The sequence below is a fragment of the Paenibacillus mucilaginosus 3016 genome (assembly GCF_000250655.1).
GTDB lineage: Bacteria > Bacillota > Bacilli > Paenibacillales > NBRC-103111 > Paenibacillus_G > Paenibacillus_G mucilaginosus.
Genome location: NC_016935.1, coordinates 3,835,033 through 3,854,031, shown reverse-complemented (window position 1 = coordinate 3,854,031; position 18,999 = coordinate 3,835,033). Strand labels below are relative to the sequence as shown.

The following is an 18,999-nucleotide window of genomic DNA, read 5'->3' as shown; positions in this document are numbered from 1 at the left end:
GTTATATTCAAATTATAGATTCGCTCAATAAGCCAAACAATCTAACAATATTAAGTCCTATATCAAAATATTAAGGTGATTCTATGTATAAAAGGCGCATACCCGTCATTACGGATTCGGATAAGGAGTTACCGTATTATCTGGTGGATGTGGGATCGAACTGGAATCAGGAGCATGTCGTGCGTCCGAATGGATATCTGCACCAGTGGATTCAATGCGTGGAAGGCGAAGGCGAGCTGCTGACCGGGGGAAGAACCTATCGGGTGAAAGAGGGTATGGCTATGCTCCTTCTCAAAGGGGTGCCCCATGAGTATTACGCCATAAGCCCTTCCTGGACTGTGGATTGGATCGTGTTCGACGGCCATCAGGTAGAGCCGTTTTTGAAGCGGACGGCGGGGATTCCAACCTCAGGCGCTCTTTATGTATCCAGACCCGATATCTTTGCATCCAAGATCCAAAGCGTCATGGATATCCTGCAAACCGAGGGAACGCTGCAAAGCCTGCAGTGCTCCAGCATGATCTACTCTCTTCTGACGGACATCGTGCAGTATACCTCCATTCATCCGAACAACAGCGCCACCAGCCTGAATTTCAAACTCAAGCCCGTCTTCGAGTATATTGAACAGAACTATGACAAGCCGCTTGCGCTGGAGGAGATGGCCGAGATTGCCGGAATTACGCCGCAGCATTTATGTACGGTATTCAAAAAAACGACCAATAACCGCATTTTTCAATATATTAACTCCGTCCGAATCAAAAAAAGCAAAGAGCTCCTCTTGCAGCACCCCCAGATGCAGATTAAGGAAATCGCCTATTTGACCGGTTTTGGCGATGCGAACTATTTCTGCTCCGTCTTCAAAAAACAGGAACAGCTGAGTCCCAACCAGTTCAGGAAGATTCATCATTATTAAAAAGCAGCTAAGAATAAGAGCGAGGCCGGCGGCATAGCTATGAATATACCAATTCCATTCCGGAAGAATCGCTGTCAGGAGGGATGTTATGTCGATGGAACAGTTCTTTACTGTGGAAGAAACGGCCGTGATGCTGGGCAAGGAACCCCGCCAAATCTATCAGTGGCTGGCACTGGGGGAGCTGACGGGCTACCAGAGGAAAGGGAGAAAGAGCCGCTGGGAAATCCCAGCCTCCTCCCTGAAGCCGCTGCTGCCCGGGAAACTAAGGGAAAGAGATCGGTTGATCCTTGATCTGATAGGGGAACTGAGGGTCATGGAAGAGGCCGCGGAGGGCAGGCTGCTGCAGGAGCTGATGGTTCGAATGGCAGATCGGCTCCAGCCAGAGAGTGAAGACGAGGAGCGGAGCCTGCAAAAGAAACAGGCCTGCAGATCTGCAGGCCTGATAACAGCGGATACGCCGGGCTGGGAAGTGCTGGCCCTGTTCGACCTCATAGACAAGATGAAGTCGGGCGGGATTACGAAAGAGGCGGGTTACCAAATCCTCACCGACAATGATTGGGTCGTCTGGTATGAACATATGACCAACGAACTGGTATGTACTCCTGCTCCATTCCCTCAGGAAGAGCTCGAAGAAGTTCTCTAGTCAAGCTGCAGCGTCTCCGTATTGAGCGTAAACCCTTCGATGACGGCGTCTTCATCCACCTCGATCAAAATGCAGCGTTTCCCTTGATAATTCACTTGTCTTACATACCTTAAATCCTGCGGGCTGACCGAGATGGTGGCCACCTTCGTATCGATCTTGATCGACTTCGAGGTGAACTTCGGAATCACGCTGCTGGCTTTGAGTTCAAAGTTCCTGTCATCGACGACCGTCTGGAACGCCTGCTCCACCTTCTCCGATGTGACATCCTCCACGCCGCTGGCGGTCAGCACACGTTCCAGATCTTTATAATCCAGCTTAGGAGGTTCTTCCTCCTCGTTCGTTTCGATCACCCGGTTGATCTCCTCGTACACATGAGCTAATGTTGCCGCGTCGAGCTGATCTCCCGCCACTTCCTTCACGATTTCTTCGAAAATGAATCGCTCTTCCTGCGCCGTTACCGTCTTCTCCGCATTCAATACCTGTTCGATGAAGTGCGGGTTCAGTTCATTGGCTTTGCCCGCGCAGTACAAAATGTGGTTAACGTCGGATGCGTTGTCCGTCACGCTGGGGTAAAAGAATCCCTGCTCCGGCGCACTTAATTTGATGATGGGATCTACAATATAATTGTACTTGAATTCCCTCTCGACATAATCGAATATCAGCGATTTGCGCTGCTGTTCCGTGCTGTTCACGCTGCCCAGAATGAACGGATGCGCGTACACCTCGTCCCGCTCGCTCACTTCGGCTTCCTCGTTCCTGCTCTTGGTCGGCCGGAAGTACTCCCCGCGGACAAACGTGATCACTGTATCCCGTTCATACTTGGTATCCGCCAGCATTTTCTCCACCAGCAAGAGCATCAGGTTCATCCAGTCTTCCGTTTCGCTCGACAGTGCTTGATGAAGAAGAACCTTCGTAGGCTCCTCCGCTTCCTCTTGAAATCGTAACTCGAACAGCTTCTGATCCAGCTCGCCGGTCAGCAGTTTCTTGAAATTGCCCATATAGAGTTCCTGCTTCTCTCTGTCCAGCATGCCGAACGGCAGACACTCGTAATGATAGATTTCGCTGCTGTCCTTTGTGACATATACATTGAGAATATCGAAAAGCTTGAGCAGATCATGGTCCAGTTTGAATTGCTTGCGAATGTGCGCGATTTCTTTTTTATTCATAATCGGTTCGACAGCTCCTATGAAAGTTATGACCTTATTAGTATAAACGATAGGAGCCCATTTTGCTTCACACGGAATCTCAAAGTTTCACTTCATGCCCGCTCATTCCTAGGTAAACTTCTTATAACTTACAAGAATGACATCGTATGAATTGACCGGGCTGTCCGAAAAATCATCCCCCGTACTCCAGCCTTTAATATCAACAATATGCTGACCGGGAATTTTGGACAAAAACGCATTTACCTTCTCCTGAAGGTAAGCGGGACTGCTATCAACCAACAATTCCACCTGTACTATGTATTTTTCTGAGGACATTCACTTGGTCACCTCCAATCCAATTGTATTCGGACCGCGCCAAATTCAATCCCCTTTTTTCAATCCAATACCTCCTGCTAACAAGGCGGCAAGAAGTCCGTATACACACCATGAACGCCCGCTGCCTTCAAGGATGCGAAATCACTTTGGCTGTTCACTGTGAATGCATATACGGTGATGCTGTTCTCTTTCAACTTGTTCAGAAAATCGCCTGTCAGCCTTGCCGGATCGGTTGCCAGCACACGGATCTGATGCTGATTCATAAACCGGATGATGGTGTCGTCATCGTCGTTAATCATATAAATCGAATAGATTACATGTTGGAACGGGATGATGTTTATGACCATGTCATACATGTCGGGCGTATAGATCTCGGGAATGATCCTGTCCAGAATTTCGGGATCCACTTCCTCCGCAATCTGCTTGATCATCGAATACTGCTTCTTTATCGCGGCAGGATCCAATTCTTTGGTATCGATATCCAGATACATGTCAGGATAATGCTTCATGATCTGTGCAATACACCTGAAATCAAGCGGCGAATACTGATCAGATCGGCTTCAAAAAAACGGAACCCTTTGTTATAGTTCACCTGCCAGGCCTCGTAACTGTTGGTGTTAGGGTGTCCATTGATTCCCCCCATGGCATGGGCAATCATCGGCTTGCTTAGAAACCCCGCTTCCTGCGCGTTTGCTAAGGAAGGCATGGATACAATGAAATAAAGCAGCATGACAGCTTTCAAAGATAAACCCAGCACTTTCTCGAAAATGCGCCTGATCGTTGGAATGGAATGCAGTGCCACGCCCTTCCTCACTCCGATTCGCCCCCTCCGGTTTCTACCCTTTGCAGCGTGACCTCGCCGTTTAGATCGGCAAGCTTTTCCCTTCCGGATTCGATATGACCCAATTTGATGAGGCCGCTGGAATAACCGAAGTCCCGATAAAAAAGGGCCAGGTTTCCCCACGGAGAGTAATAGGTAAAATCGCCGGCTGCCGGATCGAAGCCCGACGGTGCGGATTCAGTGTTCAGCCTTCTCGTAAGCATGCTTATTTTCTCGGTGCCTGCGTAATCTTCAAAGGTCAACGTTAGTGGAAGCTGATTGATAAAATCCCTGCTGGTCGGATGATCATCCATCTTGACAATAACCTCTTGGTTATGGAAAGACATTTTGATTCTGACCTCACTGCTCACGGTACTCCCTCCCTTAAGACGCTTGCTGCCGGTGTCCCCTCCACAAGAAGCAAGGACGATGGCCGCCGCGGCAGATAGCGTAATCACATTTTTCATCTAGGTCACCGCTTCTTTTATTCCTCTTCCACGGAAAGAGGCACCCCGGTGAAGGCGTGCCCCAAGTTGCTGCCGGGATACTTCGTTATTCATTCCCCATCGTGCTGATGTCGATCACAAATCGATACCGGACATCCGAAGCCAGGACACGCTCCCAGGCTTCATCAATCCGGCTGGCGGAAATAACCTCGATCTCGGGAGTGATCCGGTGTTCTGCGCAAAAATCAAGCATCTCCTGCGTTTCGCGGATGCCGCCGATCATCGATCCGGCAAACGACCGGCGGTGCATGATCAGTGAGAATACATTCACGGATAACGGGTCCGAGGGAGCACCCACATTGACCAGTGTACCGTCCAGCGCCAGCAGTGAAAGATAGGCACTGATATCGATCTTCGCACTTACGGTATTGACGATGAGATCGAACGAACCGGCCAGTTTCTGAAATGTCTCCGGATCGCTCGTGGCATAGTAATGGTCCGCGCCAAGCCGCAAGCCGTCTTCTTTCTTTTTCAATGATTGTGATAAAACCGTAACCTCCGCCCCCATGGCATGAGCGAGCTTCACAGCCATGTGTCCAAGCCCGCCCAAGCCCACAACAGCCACCTTCTTGCCCGGAGCGGCCCCCCAGTGACGCAGCGGTGAATACGTGGTGATGCCTGCGCACAGAAGCGGTGCCGCCGCGTCAAGCTCCATACCGTCAGGAATTCGAACCACGAAGTCTTCCGTTACGACGATGTGGGTAGAATAACCCCCCTGCGTATACTGCCCGTACCTGTCGACCGCCCCATAGGTGCCCGTCATTCCCCCCAGGCAGTACTGCTCTTCTCCTTGATGGCAGTGATGGCATTCTCTGCAGGAGTCAACCATACAGCCTACCCCTACCCGGTCGCCAACGGCATATTTCGTGACTTCCGGACCCACCTGGGTAACGATTCCGGCGATCTCGTGTCCCGGAACGAGAGGATAGTTCACCGGTCCCCACTCGGCGCGGGCTGTATGGATGTCCGAGTGGCATATGCCCGCGTACTTGATCTCAATGAGGACATCATGCGCCTCGAGATCTCTGCGCTCTATCGTGGTTGGTTTGAACGGACCTTCGGGGCTGAATACGGCTCGTGCCTTGGCAGTAATCATCTGCTATTACCTCCTGCGATTCATGAAATATCGTTTTTGTCGAGTGCATTCCACTCACTCCAATGAAACAAAAAGCCCATAAACAAAATGAATTGTTTAATCAACCTTTGTCTATTATTATAGGAGTAAGAGACTTTCATTCAATGGTTAAATCCATGCGAATTGTTGATATATCAACAAAAGAGTCGAAACTGTTTATTATTTAAGAAAGATTGGTGGAGTACGATGGCAAAGGTGGACCGGAGAATTCTGAAAACGCAGGAATCCTTGAAAAAAGCGGTCATTGAACTCATGACCGAAAAAAATTTCGATGACATTACCATTCAGGATATCGCAGACCGGGCAAACGTAAATCGCGGAACCATATATCTTCATTATCAGGACAAATATGATTTGTTGGATAAACTGATCGAAACTCACATTAATGAAATGGGGGAGATGGATACGTGGGCGTGCCAGATGGATTGGGTCGATGCGCTGGTGCCTTATTTTGAATATTTCGAGAAGAATTATTTGTTTTTCTCGACCATGCTGGCCAGCAAAGGGACTCCCTCATCCTTTCGTACCCGGCTTCTTGCTTCCTTTATGGAAGGGTTCAAAGGGGAGATTGACAGGGAAAGCGGCAGGAATACGGATTTAAGCGAAGACGTGATCATACAATACGCGGGTACTGCTTATGTAGGAGTCATCGAATGGTGGATCAGGAACGGTATGCCCTATCCGCCGCGGGTCATGGCCAGGCAGGTTGGAGCCTTGCTGGAGCGAAGCCTGTAATCCAAAACCAAGAGCGTCCAGCTTCATCGCTGAGACGCTCTTGGGGCTTGCCTTGCCTGATCTCTTGTCTAGTTACGGGGCCACGCTAACGTCTGAGCACGCTTAGACTGTATTCCCGCCCGAACCTGGGAGCGAGTACGCTCCAGAGCGTCCCCACCGCGGTCTCCACTTGGGCCATACCGTCCGGAACACCGACTTCTACCGGATCGAGTCCCATCTCGGATATCAAATGGGCAACGGTTGCGGTAGCTGCGGGATCATCCCCGCTCAAGAAAGCCGCCGCGGTGCCGGCATCATAGCGCGGGTCAGCCAGCACTTCCCAAGGCAGCGTATGAAAAGCCCGGACTACGTGAGCATTCGGAGCCAGACGCCGGACCTCCGCATCCGCGGATTTGCCGTCGTATCTGTTGGTGCAGTTGATGAGGATCTTTCCCTTCAGATCGCCCGCCTCGGCAAGCACGCGCTCCACATCGTCGGGCAGCACGGCCAGCAGGATGACCTCGCCGAACGCTGCCGCTTCCCTGATCGTGCCGGCTTGTGCGTTGGTGCCCGCGTCCTGCAGCAGCAGCTTGATCTTCTGGCTGTGGGGATCCCGTGAGCCGAACATCACTTGGTGCCCAAGTGCCGCCCATCGTTTCCCCAGAGTTCCCCCCATATTCCCTGAACCTATTGCAGCGATCTTCATCTTGCCGCCGCCTCCTTTTCCAACAGCCTGTGGTAGAAGTCCAACTTCTCTTTCGTCTGCCCGATGATACCCGCCAAGGCCAGGTACTGCGCCTCCATTCGGGCCAGATGCTCTGACAGAATTTGTGTTCGGCCTGCGATAGTCTCCCTGTCTTCATCGCTTAGCGGGAAAGCAGGATTCGCGAAACATCGTCCTTCCTGCAGGAACGCCTTCATTTCTTCCAGCGACAACCCCGTCCTCTTGAGACAGTGCAAAGATGACAGCAGCCGAACATCGTCTTCACTGTACAATCTTACGCCCCCTGGACCTCTCCCGGGCGGCTTGGTCAAGCCGATTTTCTCGTAATACCGGAGTGTGTCGATGCTGAACCCCGAGAGCTCCGCCGCTTGCCCGATCGAATACATCGGATCTCCTCCCTTCTCTGATGATTATTATTCTAAAGGCTGGAGCCGACTCCAGGTCAACACCCGATTCCCTGCATCAAGTGGTCAAAGAACACACGAAGCGGGCTTTTCCCTTCAGGAGTTCGGGGGAAACGCTGGTGGAGGAGGCGAAAATCGGTGTTGTCACTGATTTGGTCCATACCGCCGAATCTAAAGTCGGAAAGCTTGCGTAACGCAGGTTCCCCGATCCTGCTTATCAGTGCCTCCGCAAAACGACCGCCGCCGATGACCGTAAATGGCCGATCAAAAAAGAGGCGCGGCTCTACCTCAAGCGGTTCTGTCAGCTGCAGTCCGTTATGCAGCCGTGCGACGAGCCGGTAGGCAGCCGCCAGCGCTTGCTCTCGCTCCCGCCAAGCTGCTGCCTGTTGTGCCGCCAGCAGCTGGGGCATCAGTTCGGATGCACAAGCAAGCTGCCGGAAGGCGGTGCCGAACCATTTGGGATAAGGGGCATACCGTCGCTCGATAAGGAAACAAAGGCTCATGACGTCCGTTAGGAGACGGGACGCAATAAGGGCTGCCCCCAGTTCATCTTCCATGAAGCCTGCTCTTGGCATCAGATGCTCCTCCTGCCCGATCCGGTTCCATACCGAGGCCATCAGGAACAGCCACACATCCTGCGGATAATAACCCAGCCGGCCGCGGGCCGCCGTTAACTCGCCGATATCGTCGCGGAATACAGCTCCGCCCGTAAGCTCCGCCAGCGTCTGAGAAGGTATCGTCAGCCAATCGAGCAGTTCCAAACCCTCCAGCACTTTGGACGGGCAGACGCCGAGTCTTCCGCTGTAATAAGCCGGTACGGTTGTAACCACGGTCTGTTCGATATGCACAGGAAAGCCATGAAACGCTGCCGGGGCATCCTTGTGTAGGGCTGCAAGGACCTTTTCTTGCTGCAATACGTCTGATTCACGGATGAAGATCAACACACGCGGCCCCCAGTCGTGGTCACGCGACATCGAGGTGTCGAAGCCAAGCACTTCGCTGCCCGGGCCGACCAGCGCTGATGCGTACGGGAGCGCAGGCATGCAGGACGCGAGCCGCGGTGCGATGTAATTGTCATGAAACGCGCGGCTTACCTGAATCCCGGGGATATGGTCGTTCACGATCGTTTCTCCTTTCGGTAAGCGGGCTTCTTAATGATCTTCATGCAAAAACCCCTCATTAGGCCTTTGTCATCCAAGGTGACTCCAATGAGAGGTTTTCATCTGTTTTGCATTGAATTTACTTTGTGATTTCCATTTTATACGGAGTGGGAATGGGGATTCTAATCATTCAAGCCCTTTCCAGCCAGGATTTGCTCCATACATTTTTCAACCCTTGATTCCCGGGTTTTGGATTGCTTCGGTTGAGAAAAAAAAAGAAGGTATGCTCTCTGCCGTCCCGGCGTCAATGCTTCAAAAGCCGTTTTCAAGTCAGGCATGTCATCGAGTTTGTTTTGAAATTCTTCGGGAATGGTGTAATCCGTATTCTTTTTATAGGCCACTTCCAAACCGGCTTTTTCCACTTCGATGGCTTCATAAATATAGTCTCTCAGGATGGATTCCATTTCAACGATTTGTTGGGCATGGGTGAACCGGATCTGGCGCGCCGCCTGTACATTCTCCGTTTGTTGGATGAGAATCCCGTGGGGATCCTTCATCAAAGCGCCCTTGTGAAACAGGAGGGCACAATACTCTTTGAATCCGTGGATTAAGACGATGTTTTTATTCTCCAACGTGTAACAAGGATGCATCCACTTGATTTCTTCGGTCAGCCCGCAGTCAAGAACGATCTCTCTCAACTTCACGAATTCTTCCTTCCACTCTTTGACTTTGCCTAAATAAGCATCTACCTTAGGATTCATTCTCCGATTCATCGTCAAGGTACACTCCTCTTCCATTCTTCGCATGCAGCTATTGTTCCAGCATCTTCTCCAGCTCGCCGCACCATTTACTCCAGCCATACTTCGCTCCACCCAGTGCTTGAGCGTTTGAGATTCCCGTTTGTTCGAGATGAAGGTTAACCTTCCCGTCCCCTATAGCCCGCAGCGTCCAGGTAACCGTGTGCTTCTCTCCGCTGGACCAAGTATAAGACAAGCGATGGGGCTCCTCCACGATAAGCACTTCGCCTTCAATAATCCCGTTCCAGAATTCGTTCGGCTGAGTTCGAAACTGAAATCGGTGTCCTACGACGGGTTTAAAATCATTCTCCATCGCTTGGCCGGTGTGGATGTTGGCCACCCACTTGGCAAGCTTGCTTGAATCGGTTAAGGCGGACCAAAGCTTCTCGATCGATGTCGTAAACTGAAAATCCATGGATAAGGTGAGACTCATTCTTCTTCCTCCTCTAATAGCTGGCTCAGGCGCAGCATATTCGCACTCCAGAACTTGCTGTAGAAAGCCACCCACTCTTGAATTTCTCTGAGCGGCGAGGCGTTTAGCCGAAACCGCGTTTCTCTGCCGACTTTCCGGTCAAGGACCAGCCCGGCCTCCTTAAGGATGGTCAGATGCTTGGAAACCGCTGTACGGCCCATTTGGAACTGTGCCGTTAATTCATGAAGCGGGATCTCCTCTGCCTCTGCTAACAAACGAATCAGCTGGCGCCTCGTTGGATCTGCAATGGCGTCAAATACATCCCGCAGCGGGTTGTTCTCGCTCACAGCTACCCTCTCCAATTGATTATTTTATGTAGTGGAAATCTATTATGTGGCACGAAGGGACAGCCGGTATGATCAACACCTCCTTATAGGATGCGGCTCTTCGGACGAAGTGCCCACGAGACGATATTCAGCGCGGCATAGAAAAGCGGAAGGATCATATAAAACCCGTAAGGGCCATAATCGTCAGCAAATGCATGAGATAAAGCCGCTCCGGTCATTAAAAAGAAAATACCGGCGTGAGCCCATTCATTAAGACGGGGAAAACCCGGCACGACGACAGCGATAGCTCCAAGCACTTTCCAAATCCCGAGAATGGTCATGACGTATAACGGGTACCCCAGCTTCGTCACTAACTCGACGTTCCCCCCAAGTTGCATGAGCTGCCCGATTCCACTTAACATCACAGCTGCTGCGAGCAGTGATGTGACGGACCAATAAGCAGTCCTTCTCCCCCGGGCCTGGGTTACTACTCTCGCGGCTGCTCCCGCACCGATCATCTTAGCCATTTGCTGCCTCCTCATCCTGGTTTCAAGTGAAACTTATTCGGCTTCCAACGTTCCGGATGACTGACTTCCAATTGGACACCATTTGGTGACAATTTGATTATACGACACCTTTTGGTGTCCTGTCAACAGCATTTGGAAACTGCGGTTTGTTGGATATTGCCCCGTTTGCCCAGCGAAGGCAGCCTGTCGCTCTGACCGGCTGCCTCCGTTACTTCAAGGATTTGAATTGATTCGTCTTTTCTCAGCCGGCAGCATCTCAAAGCTCATATGCCATAATGCAGTATACAGCTTTTTCCTTTTGCTCCCTGAATGGCCAGGTCGTGTAATGCAGTAAGTTGATGTATGATTTCCGGTTTGTCTATTTTATATTTCGCCTCTTCCCAGAATCCCTCTGGTCCGTCTTCTTTCCATATGGCTTTACCCCCGATACAAAAGGAATCGGGCGCCTCTCGCATAAGTCCGATCCAATGGCTCAATATTCGGATCATTTTGTTTATTCCCGGCTCCTTAATCCAGGTCAGATCGTAAATATTCAAGCCGTTCTCTTCTGCACCTGTTATAGGATTATAAGTCGGAATCCACTGAAACGTATCAAACATATAATCCATGATTAAATCCGAAATATGTACTTTATAGGTCCAAGTGTCACGATTGTTGAGGTACCACTCCACTCCGTCTTCTATAATGACTTCCTCGGGAATCAGAAAAAAATCATGAGAGAGACTCACTTCATCACCTGCTTACTTAATAACTAAAAAGGCAGCCGCGGCTGCCTGGCTTTCTTTTGCGAAATAACACATTTTGATAAGATACTACTCTCTTCCCTTTTTTCTCTTTATCATCAGGAGTATTGCGTAAAGAGTTAACAAAACGGCACTTATTGCCAGAAAGATACTTCCCACATCTTTTCTAATTCCACCAATGACATACGCAAGGATCCCACTTGAAACTAGCATATAGCTTGTTTCCACGACTCTTACCGGAGCTGTTTTGATACTTTGAATCATTCGGCAGAGTACAAAAAGCATGACCCCACAATAAACTGCAATCGCAAAAAACAATGTAATCTTAATCCCTCCCGAGCCCTATAACAACCATCAGTATTCTCGTTTATTCCCCTTTTTTACAAACTCCCAGTCGACCTCTACATTTTTTCTAACTCTTTGCAAAAGATGAAACAAGATTTCCGTCTCTTCTTCGGAGAATCCAGCTAACGCAACTGAGTTGGAATGGTCCCCTTCTCTCTTTAGGAAAGGATAGGCTTGCTTCCCTTTCTCCGTTGTAAACAGCCTTTTAATTTTTTTATTCGTTTCATCGTCTTTCTTTTCAATAAAACCTTGCATTTCCAGCTTTTGGATCGCACGGGCCGCGGTGGTTCGGTCGACCTTTATCATTTCCGCCAGCTTATCTTGAATAATCCCTGGATTCTCATAGATTCGAACCAGGTATAAATACTGTCCTTTGGTAAGGTCAATTTCCTTAAACTCCATATTGCTTATCGAATCCAATGCTCTTGCGATCATCCCAATCTCACGAAGGATCTCTCTCATTCGATCACCACTCTCCGGATGCATTATTGTTGCATTTACAACAATATTAGTTTTGTATTATACTCTGTTCATAACGTCTAGTCCATTATGACGATTTTTGCATAAAAAATAAATCCGGAAAGGCTGAGAATGAATGAATCCCCTAAGAGTCACCCAACCCGAGGAATTGGAGACCGCATTTACGATTCGAACGAAAGTATTTGTCGAGGAACAAGGTGTAGCACTTGAAGATGAGTTTGATGAATGGGATACGCTGGATGGACCATGCGAGCACATCGTAGCCTGCTTCGACGGGCAGCCGGCCGGGACGGGAAGAGTACGCCTGCTTCATGGATTCGCCAAATTGGAGCGGATCTGCATCCTGGAGCCTTACCGTAACCATGGGATCGGGAAAATAATCATTCGCACGTTGGAAGGGATTGCAGAAGAAAAGGGAGCACAACTGGTTCAATTACACGGACAAACGCAGGCACAGGGGTTCTATGAAAAACTCGGCTATCGGGTTTCGTCGGAGGAGTTTATGGAAGATGGCATACCTCATATTCTGATGAGAAAAGAATTATCTAAAGCGGAACAATGAAAAGGATGAGGAAAACAAGATTTCTCCTCTATAGCTGCGGGATTTTCATTCTAACACTCGGCGTCTCTTTGACGATCCAATCCGACCTTGGCACCTCCCCTTTTGATGCGCTTTTGGTCGGTCTATCGGAGCATGTCGGACTTACGGTGGGGAGCTGGGAAGTGATACTGGCCGTACTCCTGCTATGCTGTAATTCGCTGCTAAGCAGACAAAGACCGGAAATATCAGGGCTGGTCACTGCGTTGATAACAGGCGTGGGTATTGATATGTGGCTATTTTTTGTCAACGATTGGATCGAGCCCGCAACGTGGTTCGGCAAGCTCTTTTGTTTTGGAGCAGGCTTGCTTGTCATAGGATTGGGTACTTCCATCTACTTGCACACCCATATTGCCCCCATACCGGTGGACCGGCTGACATTAATACTCCAAGCATTAACCCGGACGAATATCCTGCTTTCGCGTACATTCATTTATCTCTTCTTCTTGATCCTGGCGGTACTATTCCGTGGACCCATTGGGATTGGGACTTTACTGACCGTATGCCTAGGCGGCATCATTCTCAATTCCTTCATGCCGCTTACCCAAAAAGCCCTGGATCCCTTGCTAACCAATGGGGATTCAGCAGCCAACGATACTTCAATCCGGAGCCATCCACGATAGGATGGTTTTTTGCTTTTGTTCCGGCTATGCGTCCTTGTATAGCACTTCGTAAATCGTCTTTACAAAGTTTTCATTGACAACCCGTCAAAGGGACTATATATTGATGATGATAATCATTATCAACTATGCTGAGGAAGGGTATGTACATGCACATGAAGGCAAAACGAAACCTCTCAATCAAAACACTACTGATTTCGGCAGCGCTGATGATTCCACTCGTTGGTTGTTCCGGCCAGCAAGCAAGCCCAACACCTGCACCGTCCGTAGATGCTTCTGCAAGTACGGTAACGACTAAAACGGAAACACCTGCCTCCCAGGATGCCAATTCCCCATATCCGATCAAGATCAAGCATGCTTTTGGTGAGGCGGTTATTGAAAGCAAGCCGGAACGGGTGGTTACCATTCAATGGGCTAATCATGATGTCGCTATCGCTCTCGGAGTTGTGCCTGCAGGCTTCTCGGCGGCGAATTACGGCGTTCAGGACGGCAGCGGTCTTTTGCCTTGGACAGCTAAGAAGCTCAAGGAGCTCGGTGTAGAGAAGCCTAATATTTTTCAGGATACGGACGGCCTTGATTTTGAAGCGATTTCCGATGCCAAACCGGATGTCATTCTTGCAGCCTACTCCGGCATAACCAAGGAAGACTATGATATTCTCACCAAAATTGCACCGGTTGTGGCCTATCAGACCACGCCTTGGGTAACCACTTGGCGGGAGCAGATCCAATATAATGCAGCAGGAATGGGCATGAAAGCGGAGGGCGAACAGCTCATTAAGGATACCGAGAAGCTGATTAAGGAAAAAGCAAGCAAATATCCTCAGCTTCAGGGCAAAAAGGTGGCCTGGGTCAACTTCTCGGCTAAAGATCTGTCCAAAATCAATCTGTATACGCCTGCAGATCCTCGAAGCGCTTTTCTGATCGAGCTGGGAATGGTTTATTCGGAAGGTGTTGCAAAACAGATTACGGATCCATCCAAATACTCCATGAATCTGAGCGCTGAAAATGCCGACATCCTTAACGATGCCGATCTGCTGATTGGGTATGGCGATGAAAAATTGTACCAAGCGGTTAAAGCGGATCCCCTGCTTGGCAAAATTCCGGCGATCCAAAGAGGTTCCGTTGTATTTATTGGCAACGGCACGCCTTTGGCCGCCTCCGGAAACCCGAATCCGCTCTCGATTGCTTATACCATTGACGAGTATCTGGAATTAATCGGAGGAGCCATTACAAAGATCAATGAATAGATCATCGGTTTCAAACCACACCCATCCGGGTTCACCTATTCCGAGGAATTATACCAACGTGCTGGTGATTTGTTTGGTTTTGCTCGGCCTATGCGTAGTGGCCTCTCTGGTCTTAGGCTCCCGCCCGGTGAGATTTCATGAACTGATAGACGGTTTATTCCACCCTAACGCAGATTCCTATGGGGCAGACGTCGTTCGCAAGCGGATCTCCCGAACCGTATTCGGATTATGCTGCGGGGCGGCACTCGGAGTGTCCGGAGCACTGATGCAAGCCGTCACCCGCAATCCGATCGCAGACCCCAGTATCCTGGGAGTAAACACAGGCGCATCCTTGTTCGTTGTTTGCGGAATTGCGTTCTTGAACATAAGCACCGCGAATCAATATATTTGGCTGGCTTTGGCCGGGGCTTTGATTACCGCAGTATTCGTATTCGGAATCGGCTCCATGGGGCGTGGCGGTGCTACGCCCCTTAAGCTTGTCCTGGCGGGTGCCGCCACAAGCGCCGCCCTTTCATCGCTGGTCAGCGCGATTATGATTCCACGCTCCTATGTCATGGATCAATTCAGGTTCTGGCAGGTGGGAAGCGTCGGGTCGGCCAACTGGAGCGCGATTGCTACCTTCGCACCGTTTCTGATCGTCGGCATACTGATCGCCATCATTACGGCCCCGGCGCTGAATGCGCTGGCCCTGGGAGACGATGCCGCGACCGGGCTGGGCGTCCGCACAGGTATACTGAGGCTGGCTGCGGCGCTTGCGGGTGTTCTTTTGTGCGGAGCGGCTACGGCGCTGGCCGGGCCTATTGGGTTTGTCGGGCTTTTATCAACGCATGTCGTACGTCTTATGCTTGGCCCCGATCTGCGTTTCGTTATTCCGTTGTCCGCTGTCTCAGGAGCGATCATTCTGATGGTATCCGATGTCACCGGCAGGCTCATCGGCAGCCCCGGTGAGCTTGAGGTCGGCGTGGTTACAGCATTTATTGGAGCTCCAATCCTGATCCTATTAGCTATGAGAGCGAAAGTGCGTTCATTATGAAAACTACAACCGTTGAGTTTATTATGGCGGGCAGACGTCAAAGACGCCGCCGAGGGATCCTTGTTACCGGCTTACTTGCGCTCATTTCATGCCTTCTCTGCTGTGCCATGCTCTTACTGGGGAGCACGATTTATCCGGTTAAAGATGTCGTCCGGGCGCTGGCGGGCGAGCAGATCAAAGGCGTGTCTTTTGCAGTTCATACCCTTCGTCTGCCGAGAATGCTGGCAGGTGTTTTTGCCGGATTTGCTTTCGGTCTTGCCGGAAACACCTTTCAGACCATGCTGCGCAACCCTCTTGCGAACCCGAATGTAATCGGAATAACGTCCGGCTCGAGCGCAGCAGCTGTTTTTTGCATCCTCATCCTTCATACAAGCGATGCTGTGGTTTCCGCTGCCTCGGTCATTGCCGGTCTTGCTACCGTAATCATCATTTATCTATTATCCAGGGGAACGTCATTTTCGGTCGGGCGATTAATCCTGGTCGGCATCGGCGTACAGGCCATGCTTAGCGCCGTGATCTCGTATCTTCTGCTGGTGGGTGCACAACAGGATATTCCCGCGGCCCTGAGATGGCTGAGCGGCAGCCTCAATGGCGTTCAAATGCATGAGCTTCCGTCTCTGGTTATCACGGTTCTGGTCTTGGCGCCTATCGTTATCGTGCTTGGAAAACACTTAAGTATATTGGAGCTGGGCGAGCAGTCGGCCGCTTCTCTCGGCGTACATACGGACAAAACAAGAATAGCGCTGATCTTCAGCTCCGTCTGCATGATTGCTCTTGCTACCGCTGCCACAGGTCCAATCGCCTTTGTCGCTTTCCTTTCAGGACCGATAGCCAAAAGATTAGTCGGAGCCGGCTTTTCAAGCGTCATTCCGGCGGGTCTCGTTGGCGTGAATTTGGTTTTGGCGGCCGATTTATTCGGACAATTTGCTTTTGAGACCCGATTCCCTGTGGGCATCATCACCGGAATACTCGGAGCGCCGTATCTGATCTTCTTGCTCATCCGGATGAATCGAAAGGGAGATTTATAAATGAAGCCGACCCATCTATTCCAAGCCGAACAAACCGTTGCCGGATATGAGAACAAAACGGTTGTTCAGGGAGTAAGCCTTGTTATCCCAAGTCATAAAATCAGCGTGATGATCGGGGCCAACGCCTGCGGAAAATCTACACTTCTAAAAACACTGGCAAGGCTGATCAAACCTACATCCGGAAAAATCACCCTTGACGGAAAGCCCATCGAGACAATCCCGCCAAAACAACTGGCTCGGATAGTAGGACTGCTGCCTCAATCCCCCATTGTCCCTGAAGGAATTACTGTTGCAGATCTGGTTGGGCGAGGAAGATTTCCGCACCAATCCTGGTTCGGCGGCTGGAGCAAAAAGGACTATGAGGCCGTTGCCGAAGCGATGGAAATCATGAAGATTACAGAGCTTGCAAATCGCAATATTGACGAGCTTTCAGGCGGCCAAAGACAGCGCGTCTGGATTGCCATGGCACTGGCGCAGCAAACCGACATTTTATTTCTCGATGAGCCTACCACCTTCCTGGATATTACCTACCAGGTGGAAATTCTGGACCTGCTCACAGACCTGAACCGAAAGCATGGAACGACCATTGTCATGGTTCTTCATGATATCAACTTGTCCGCACGTTATGCAGATCATATCTTTGCGCTGCGCGAAGGAAAACTAGTGGCAGAGGGCGATCCATCCAAAGTGATTACAAGCACGTTGGTCAAAGACATCTTCGATTTGGACTGCACCGTCATTAAAGACCCCATCTCGGGTTCCCCGCTAGTGGTACCCATAGGGCGATATCATGTTCATCAGGAATGACTGTACTCTTTAAATGATTAGCTATCCATTAGTAGAATGAAGCTTCTCTCTACCGCTTACCGCATCTCCCCGCAGGAGGGACAAATGTTCCCTCCCCGGGGGCGATTTCCGCGCCTCTCTCTTCGTTTAATTGATGTTCATGGCCATCTGCTGCGCCTTCAGACACAATTCCGCCGCCAAGAAAGCATGCTCTTGCGTCATGGCTTTTTCCGTACGATGCAAGCAGTCCAGAATCAACTCTCCGAAGAATGGACATCCCACCTTGCCATTTACTTCAAAATGGTATTCGCCTTCCTTATTGACCAAATACACATGATTGCTGGATTGGTCCCGAGCAATATCGATATATTTCCTTAGTTCAATGTAGCCCTCTGTTCCCAAAATAACCGTACGTCCGTCTCCCCATGTACCTAACCCATCCGGGGTAAGCCAGTCGACCCGGAAGTAATTCGTGGCCCCATTATCTCCTAACAGGGTCGCGTCACCGAAGTCTTCCAGTTCCGGGTAATCAGGGCAATTGTAATTTGCTATCTTGCTATGCAGTACCTCCGCCTTCTTACAACCGGCATAGAAGAGGAATTGTTCGATCTGATGGCTGCCGATATCGCAAAGGATGCCGCCGTAATGTTCCCTCTGGAAGAACCATTCCGGTCTGGATGGAGCGTTCAGCCTGTGCGGACCGAAGCCCGTTACTTGAATCACACGTCCGACTGCTCCCTGCTCGACAAGCTGACCGGCATACACCGCCGCTTCCACATGCAGCCGTTCACTGTAGTAAACCATGTACTTCCTTCCTGTTTCTCGAACCTTCGAACGGGCCGCTTCCAGCTGCTCCAGCGTGGTAAAAGGAGCTTTATCCGTAAAATAATCCTTCCCTGCGTCCATTACCCTGAGTCCCAGCTCGCAGCGTTTGGAAGCAACGGCCGCACCCGCGACCAAATGAACCTGCGGGTCTGCAAGAATCTCCTCTTCTGACGCTGCAATGGTAACCTGGGGGTAGGTTCGCGCGAAGGCCTCTGCCTTGACAGGGTCGCGGTCATACACCCACTTTAGCGTTGCACCGGCTTCAAGCAAACCATTCACCATACCGTAAATGTGACCATGGTCGAGCGCCACCGCAGCAATAATAAATTCACCAGGCTTCACCACCGGATTGGGCTTCCCTTTTGGTGCATAGTTCATTCCGTCGTTCTTCTGCATTCCCCTACTACCTCCGCGTTTTCTTTTTGTTTAACCGTACAAATGCGGTTCATACAAAGATAATAGCCGAGCAAGCATTGGAATTGTGCTCCGTTATGGTGGAAAAATAACACAGGATTGCGGTTATTGTACTTGTTTGTGCCCCGGGTATGACTAGGAACACGGTTGCGTCTTCACGAAAAAAAGCGGCAGCCGGAAAGCCGGCAGCCGCATAGGGAAGATGGAAGCTATCGAGTGATATTGGAGAGCAGCTTGTGATCACGGCGGCCGTCTCGGCGGGCGCGATCCTCGCGTCCCTGCTTGGGAGCATGAAAAATACTTGGAAATATAAACAAAATATAACACAAAAGACAGGGTCGTTATGCTACCCTAAAAAAGAAAGTCATGATTCGATTCAA

25 protein-coding genes are annotated in these 18,999 nt (G+C 50.4%); 9 read left to right on the top strand and 16 right to left on the bottom strand.

Going from position 1 to position 18,999, the window contains the following annotated elements; genetic code table 11:
• Window positions 1–83: 83 nt before the first annotated feature.
• Complete coding sequence (locus tag PM3016_RS16715) at window positions 84–911, top strand: AraC family transcriptional regulator (protein ID WP_013916869.1); 828 nt, start codon at window positions 84–86, stop codon at window positions 909–911.
• An 88-nt stretch (window positions 912–999) separates the two neighbouring features.
• Window positions 1,000–1,554 carry a hypothetical protein gene (locus PM3016_RS16710; RefSeq protein ID WP_014370231.1) on the top strand — a complete coding sequence of 185 codons (555 nt, stop codon included), beginning with the start codon at window positions 1,000–1,002 and terminating at the stop codon, window positions 1,552–1,554.
• Here the strand turns inward: PM3016_RS16710 and PM3016_RS16705 are convergent.
• The 6 genes from PM3016_RS16705 to PM3016_RS16680 all read right to left on the bottom strand — a co-directional run bounded on the left by PM3016_RS16705 (window position 1,551) and on the right by PM3016_RS16680 (window position 5,457).
• Window positions 1,551–2,720, bottom strand: coding sequence for a DUF4317 domain-containing protein (locus PM3016_RS16705; protein WP_014370230.1), 1,170 nt, complete (start codon window positions 2,718–2,720; stop codon window positions 1,551–1,553). The genes PM3016_RS16710 and PM3016_RS16705 overlap by 4 nt on opposite strands.
• 108 nt (window positions 2,721–2,828) lie before the next feature.
• A complete protein-coding gene (locus tag PM3016_RS16700; protein ID WP_013916866.1) occupies window positions 2,829–3,035 on the bottom strand; it encodes a hypothetical protein in 207 nt (68 codons plus the stop codon).
• A gap of 77 nt (window positions 3,036–3,112) precedes the next feature.
• Entirely contained in the window at window positions 3,113–3,544 is a 432-nt protein-coding gene (locus PM3016_RS16695) for a glycerophosphodiester phosphodiesterase family protein (protein WP_041619142.1), read from the bottom strand.
• Window positions 3,541–3,849: a hypothetical protein gene (locus PM3016_RS16690; RefSeq protein WP_041619140.1), complete on the bottom strand. Its 309-nt coding sequence runs from the start codon at window positions 3,847–3,849 to the stop codon at window positions 3,541–3,543. Before PM3016_RS16690 ends, PM3016_RS16695 begins: the two co-directional genes overlap by 4 nt.
• Complete coding sequence (locus PM3016_RS16685) at window positions 3,846–4,322, bottom strand: cyclophilin-like fold protein (RefSeq protein ID WP_013916864.1); 477 nt, start codon at window positions 4,320–4,322, stop codon at window positions 3,846–3,848. Before PM3016_RS16685 ends, PM3016_RS16690 begins: the two co-directional genes overlap by 4 nt.
• An 85-nt stretch (window positions 4,323–4,407) precedes the next feature.
• The gene (locus PM3016_RS16680; protein ID WP_013916863.1) at window positions 4,408–5,457 is read right to left on the bottom strand and encodes an NAD(P)-dependent alcohol dehydrogenase; all 1,050 of its coding nucleotides are present in this window, start codon (window positions 5,455–5,457) and stop codon (window positions 4,408–4,410) included.
• A 225-nt stretch (window positions 5,458–5,682) separates the two neighbouring features.
• Here PM3016_RS16680 and PM3016_RS16675 point away from each other — a divergent pair, with 225 nt between their 5' ends.
• Window positions 5,683–6,231 (top strand): TetR/AcrR family transcriptional regulator, encoded by a 549-nt coding sequence (locus PM3016_RS16675; RefSeq protein WP_013916861.1) that lies wholly within the window; start codon window positions 5,683–5,685, stop codon window positions 6,229–6,231.
• Between the two features lie 85 nt (window positions 6,232–6,316).
• On the opposite strand, the gene PM3016_RS16670 is transcribed toward PM3016_RS16675, so the two are convergent.
• The 9 genes from PM3016_RS16670 to PM3016_RS16630 all read right to left on the bottom strand — a co-directional run bounded on the left by PM3016_RS16670 (window position 6,317) and on the right by PM3016_RS16630 (window position 12,050).
• Window positions 6,317–6,916, bottom strand: a complete 600-nt coding sequence (locus tag PM3016_RS16670; RefSeq protein WP_013916860.1) for an NADPH-dependent F420 reductase — start codon at window positions 6,914–6,916, stop codon at window positions 6,317–6,319.
• On the bottom strand, window positions 6,913–7,320 hold the full coding sequence (locus tag PM3016_RS16665; protein ID WP_014370228.1) for a MerR family transcriptional regulator: 408 nt from the start codon (window positions 7,318–7,320) through the stop codon (window positions 6,913–6,915). The genes PM3016_RS16670 and PM3016_RS16665 overlap by 4 nt, the downstream gene beginning before the upstream one ends.
• Window positions 7,321–7,376: 56 nt before the next feature.
• On the bottom strand, window positions 7,377–8,459 hold the full coding sequence (locus PM3016_RS16660; RefSeq protein WP_014370227.1) for a DUF4037 domain-containing protein: 1,083 nt from the start codon (window positions 8,457–8,459) through the stop codon (window positions 7,377–7,379).
• 161 nt (window positions 8,460–8,620) lie between these two features.
• Entirely contained in the window at window positions 8,621–9,211 is a 591-nt protein-coding gene (locus PM3016_RS16655; RefSeq protein ID WP_014370226.1) for a YdeI/OmpD-associated family protein, read from the bottom strand.
• A gap of 37 nt (window positions 9,212–9,248) precedes the next feature.
• A complete protein-coding gene (locus tag PM3016_RS16650; RefSeq protein WP_014370225.1) occupies window positions 9,249–9,668 on the bottom strand; it encodes an SRPBCC family protein in 420 nt (139 codons plus the stop codon).
• Window positions 9,665–9,994, bottom strand: a complete 330-nt coding sequence (locus tag PM3016_RS16645) for an ArsR/SmtB family transcription factor (protein WP_014370224.1) — start codon at window positions 9,992–9,994, stop codon at window positions 9,665–9,667. The genes PM3016_RS16650 and PM3016_RS16645 overlap by 4 nt, the downstream gene beginning before the upstream one ends.
• A gap of 83 nt (window positions 9,995–10,077) precedes the next feature.
• Window positions 10,078–10,500, bottom strand: a complete 423-nt coding sequence (locus PM3016_RS16640) for a DoxX family protein (RefSeq protein WP_014370223.1) — start codon at window positions 10,498–10,500, stop codon at window positions 10,078–10,080.
• Window positions 10,501–10,763: 263 nt separating this feature from the next.
• Entirely contained in the window at window positions 10,764–11,228 is a 465-nt protein-coding gene (locus tag PM3016_RS16635; protein ID WP_014370222.1) for a hypothetical protein, read from the bottom strand.
• A gap of 369 nt (window positions 11,229–11,597) precedes the next feature.
• Entirely contained in the window at window positions 11,598–12,050 is a 453-nt protein-coding gene (locus tag PM3016_RS16630; RefSeq protein WP_013916852.1) for a MarR family winged helix-turn-helix transcriptional regulator, read from the bottom strand.
• 133 nt (window positions 12,051–12,183) lie between these two features.
• Here PM3016_RS16630 and PM3016_RS16625 point away from each other — a divergent pair, with 133 nt between their 5' ends.
• The 6 genes from PM3016_RS16625 (at window position 12,184) to PM3016_RS16600 (ending at window position 17,401) form a co-directional block, all read left to right on the top strand.
• Window positions 12,184–12,630: a GNAT family N-acetyltransferase gene (locus PM3016_RS16625; protein ID WP_014370221.1), complete on the top strand. Its 447-nt coding sequence runs from the start codon at window positions 12,184–12,186 to the stop codon at window positions 12,628–12,630.
• Window positions 12,627–13,289: a YczE/YyaS/YitT family protein gene (locus tag PM3016_RS16620; protein ID WP_014370220.1), complete on the top strand. Its 663-nt coding sequence runs from the start codon at window positions 12,627–12,629 to the stop codon at window positions 13,287–13,289. Before PM3016_RS16625 ends, PM3016_RS16620 begins: the two co-directional genes overlap by 4 nt.
• 140 nt (window positions 13,290–13,429) lie before the next feature.
• Window positions 13,430–14,533 carry an iron-siderophore ABC transporter substrate-binding protein gene (locus PM3016_RS16615; RefSeq protein ID WP_014370219.1) on the top strand — a complete coding sequence of 368 codons (1,104 nt, stop codon included), beginning with the start codon at window positions 13,430–13,432 and terminating at the stop codon, window positions 14,531–14,533.
• Window positions 14,526–15,566: a FecCD family ABC transporter permease gene (locus tag PM3016_RS16610; RefSeq protein ID WP_013916848.1), complete on the top strand. Its 1,041-nt coding sequence runs from the start codon at window positions 14,526–14,528 to the stop codon at window positions 15,564–15,566. Before PM3016_RS16615 ends, PM3016_RS16610 begins: the two co-directional genes overlap by 8 nt.
• The gene (locus PM3016_RS16605) at window positions 15,563–16,594 is read left to right on the top strand and encodes a FecCD family ABC transporter permease (protein ID WP_014370218.1); all 1,032 of its coding nucleotides are present in this window, start codon (window positions 15,563–15,565) and stop codon (window positions 16,592–16,594) included. Before PM3016_RS16610 ends, PM3016_RS16605 begins: the two co-directional genes overlap by 4 nt.
• Complete coding sequence (locus PM3016_RS16600) at window positions 16,595–17,401, top strand: ABC transporter ATP-binding protein (protein WP_013916846.1); 807 nt, start codon at window positions 16,595–16,597, stop codon at window positions 17,399–17,401.
• A gap of 126 nt (window positions 17,402–17,527) precedes the next feature.
• On the opposite strand, the gene PM3016_RS16595 is transcribed toward PM3016_RS16600, so the two are convergent.
• The gene (locus PM3016_RS16595; RefSeq protein ID WP_014370217.1) at window positions 17,528–18,601 is read right to left on the bottom strand and encodes a Gfo/Idh/MocA family protein; all 1,074 of its coding nucleotides are present in this window, start codon (window positions 18,599–18,601) and stop codon (window positions 17,528–17,530) included.
• Window positions 18,602–18,999 lie beyond the last annotated feature (398 nt).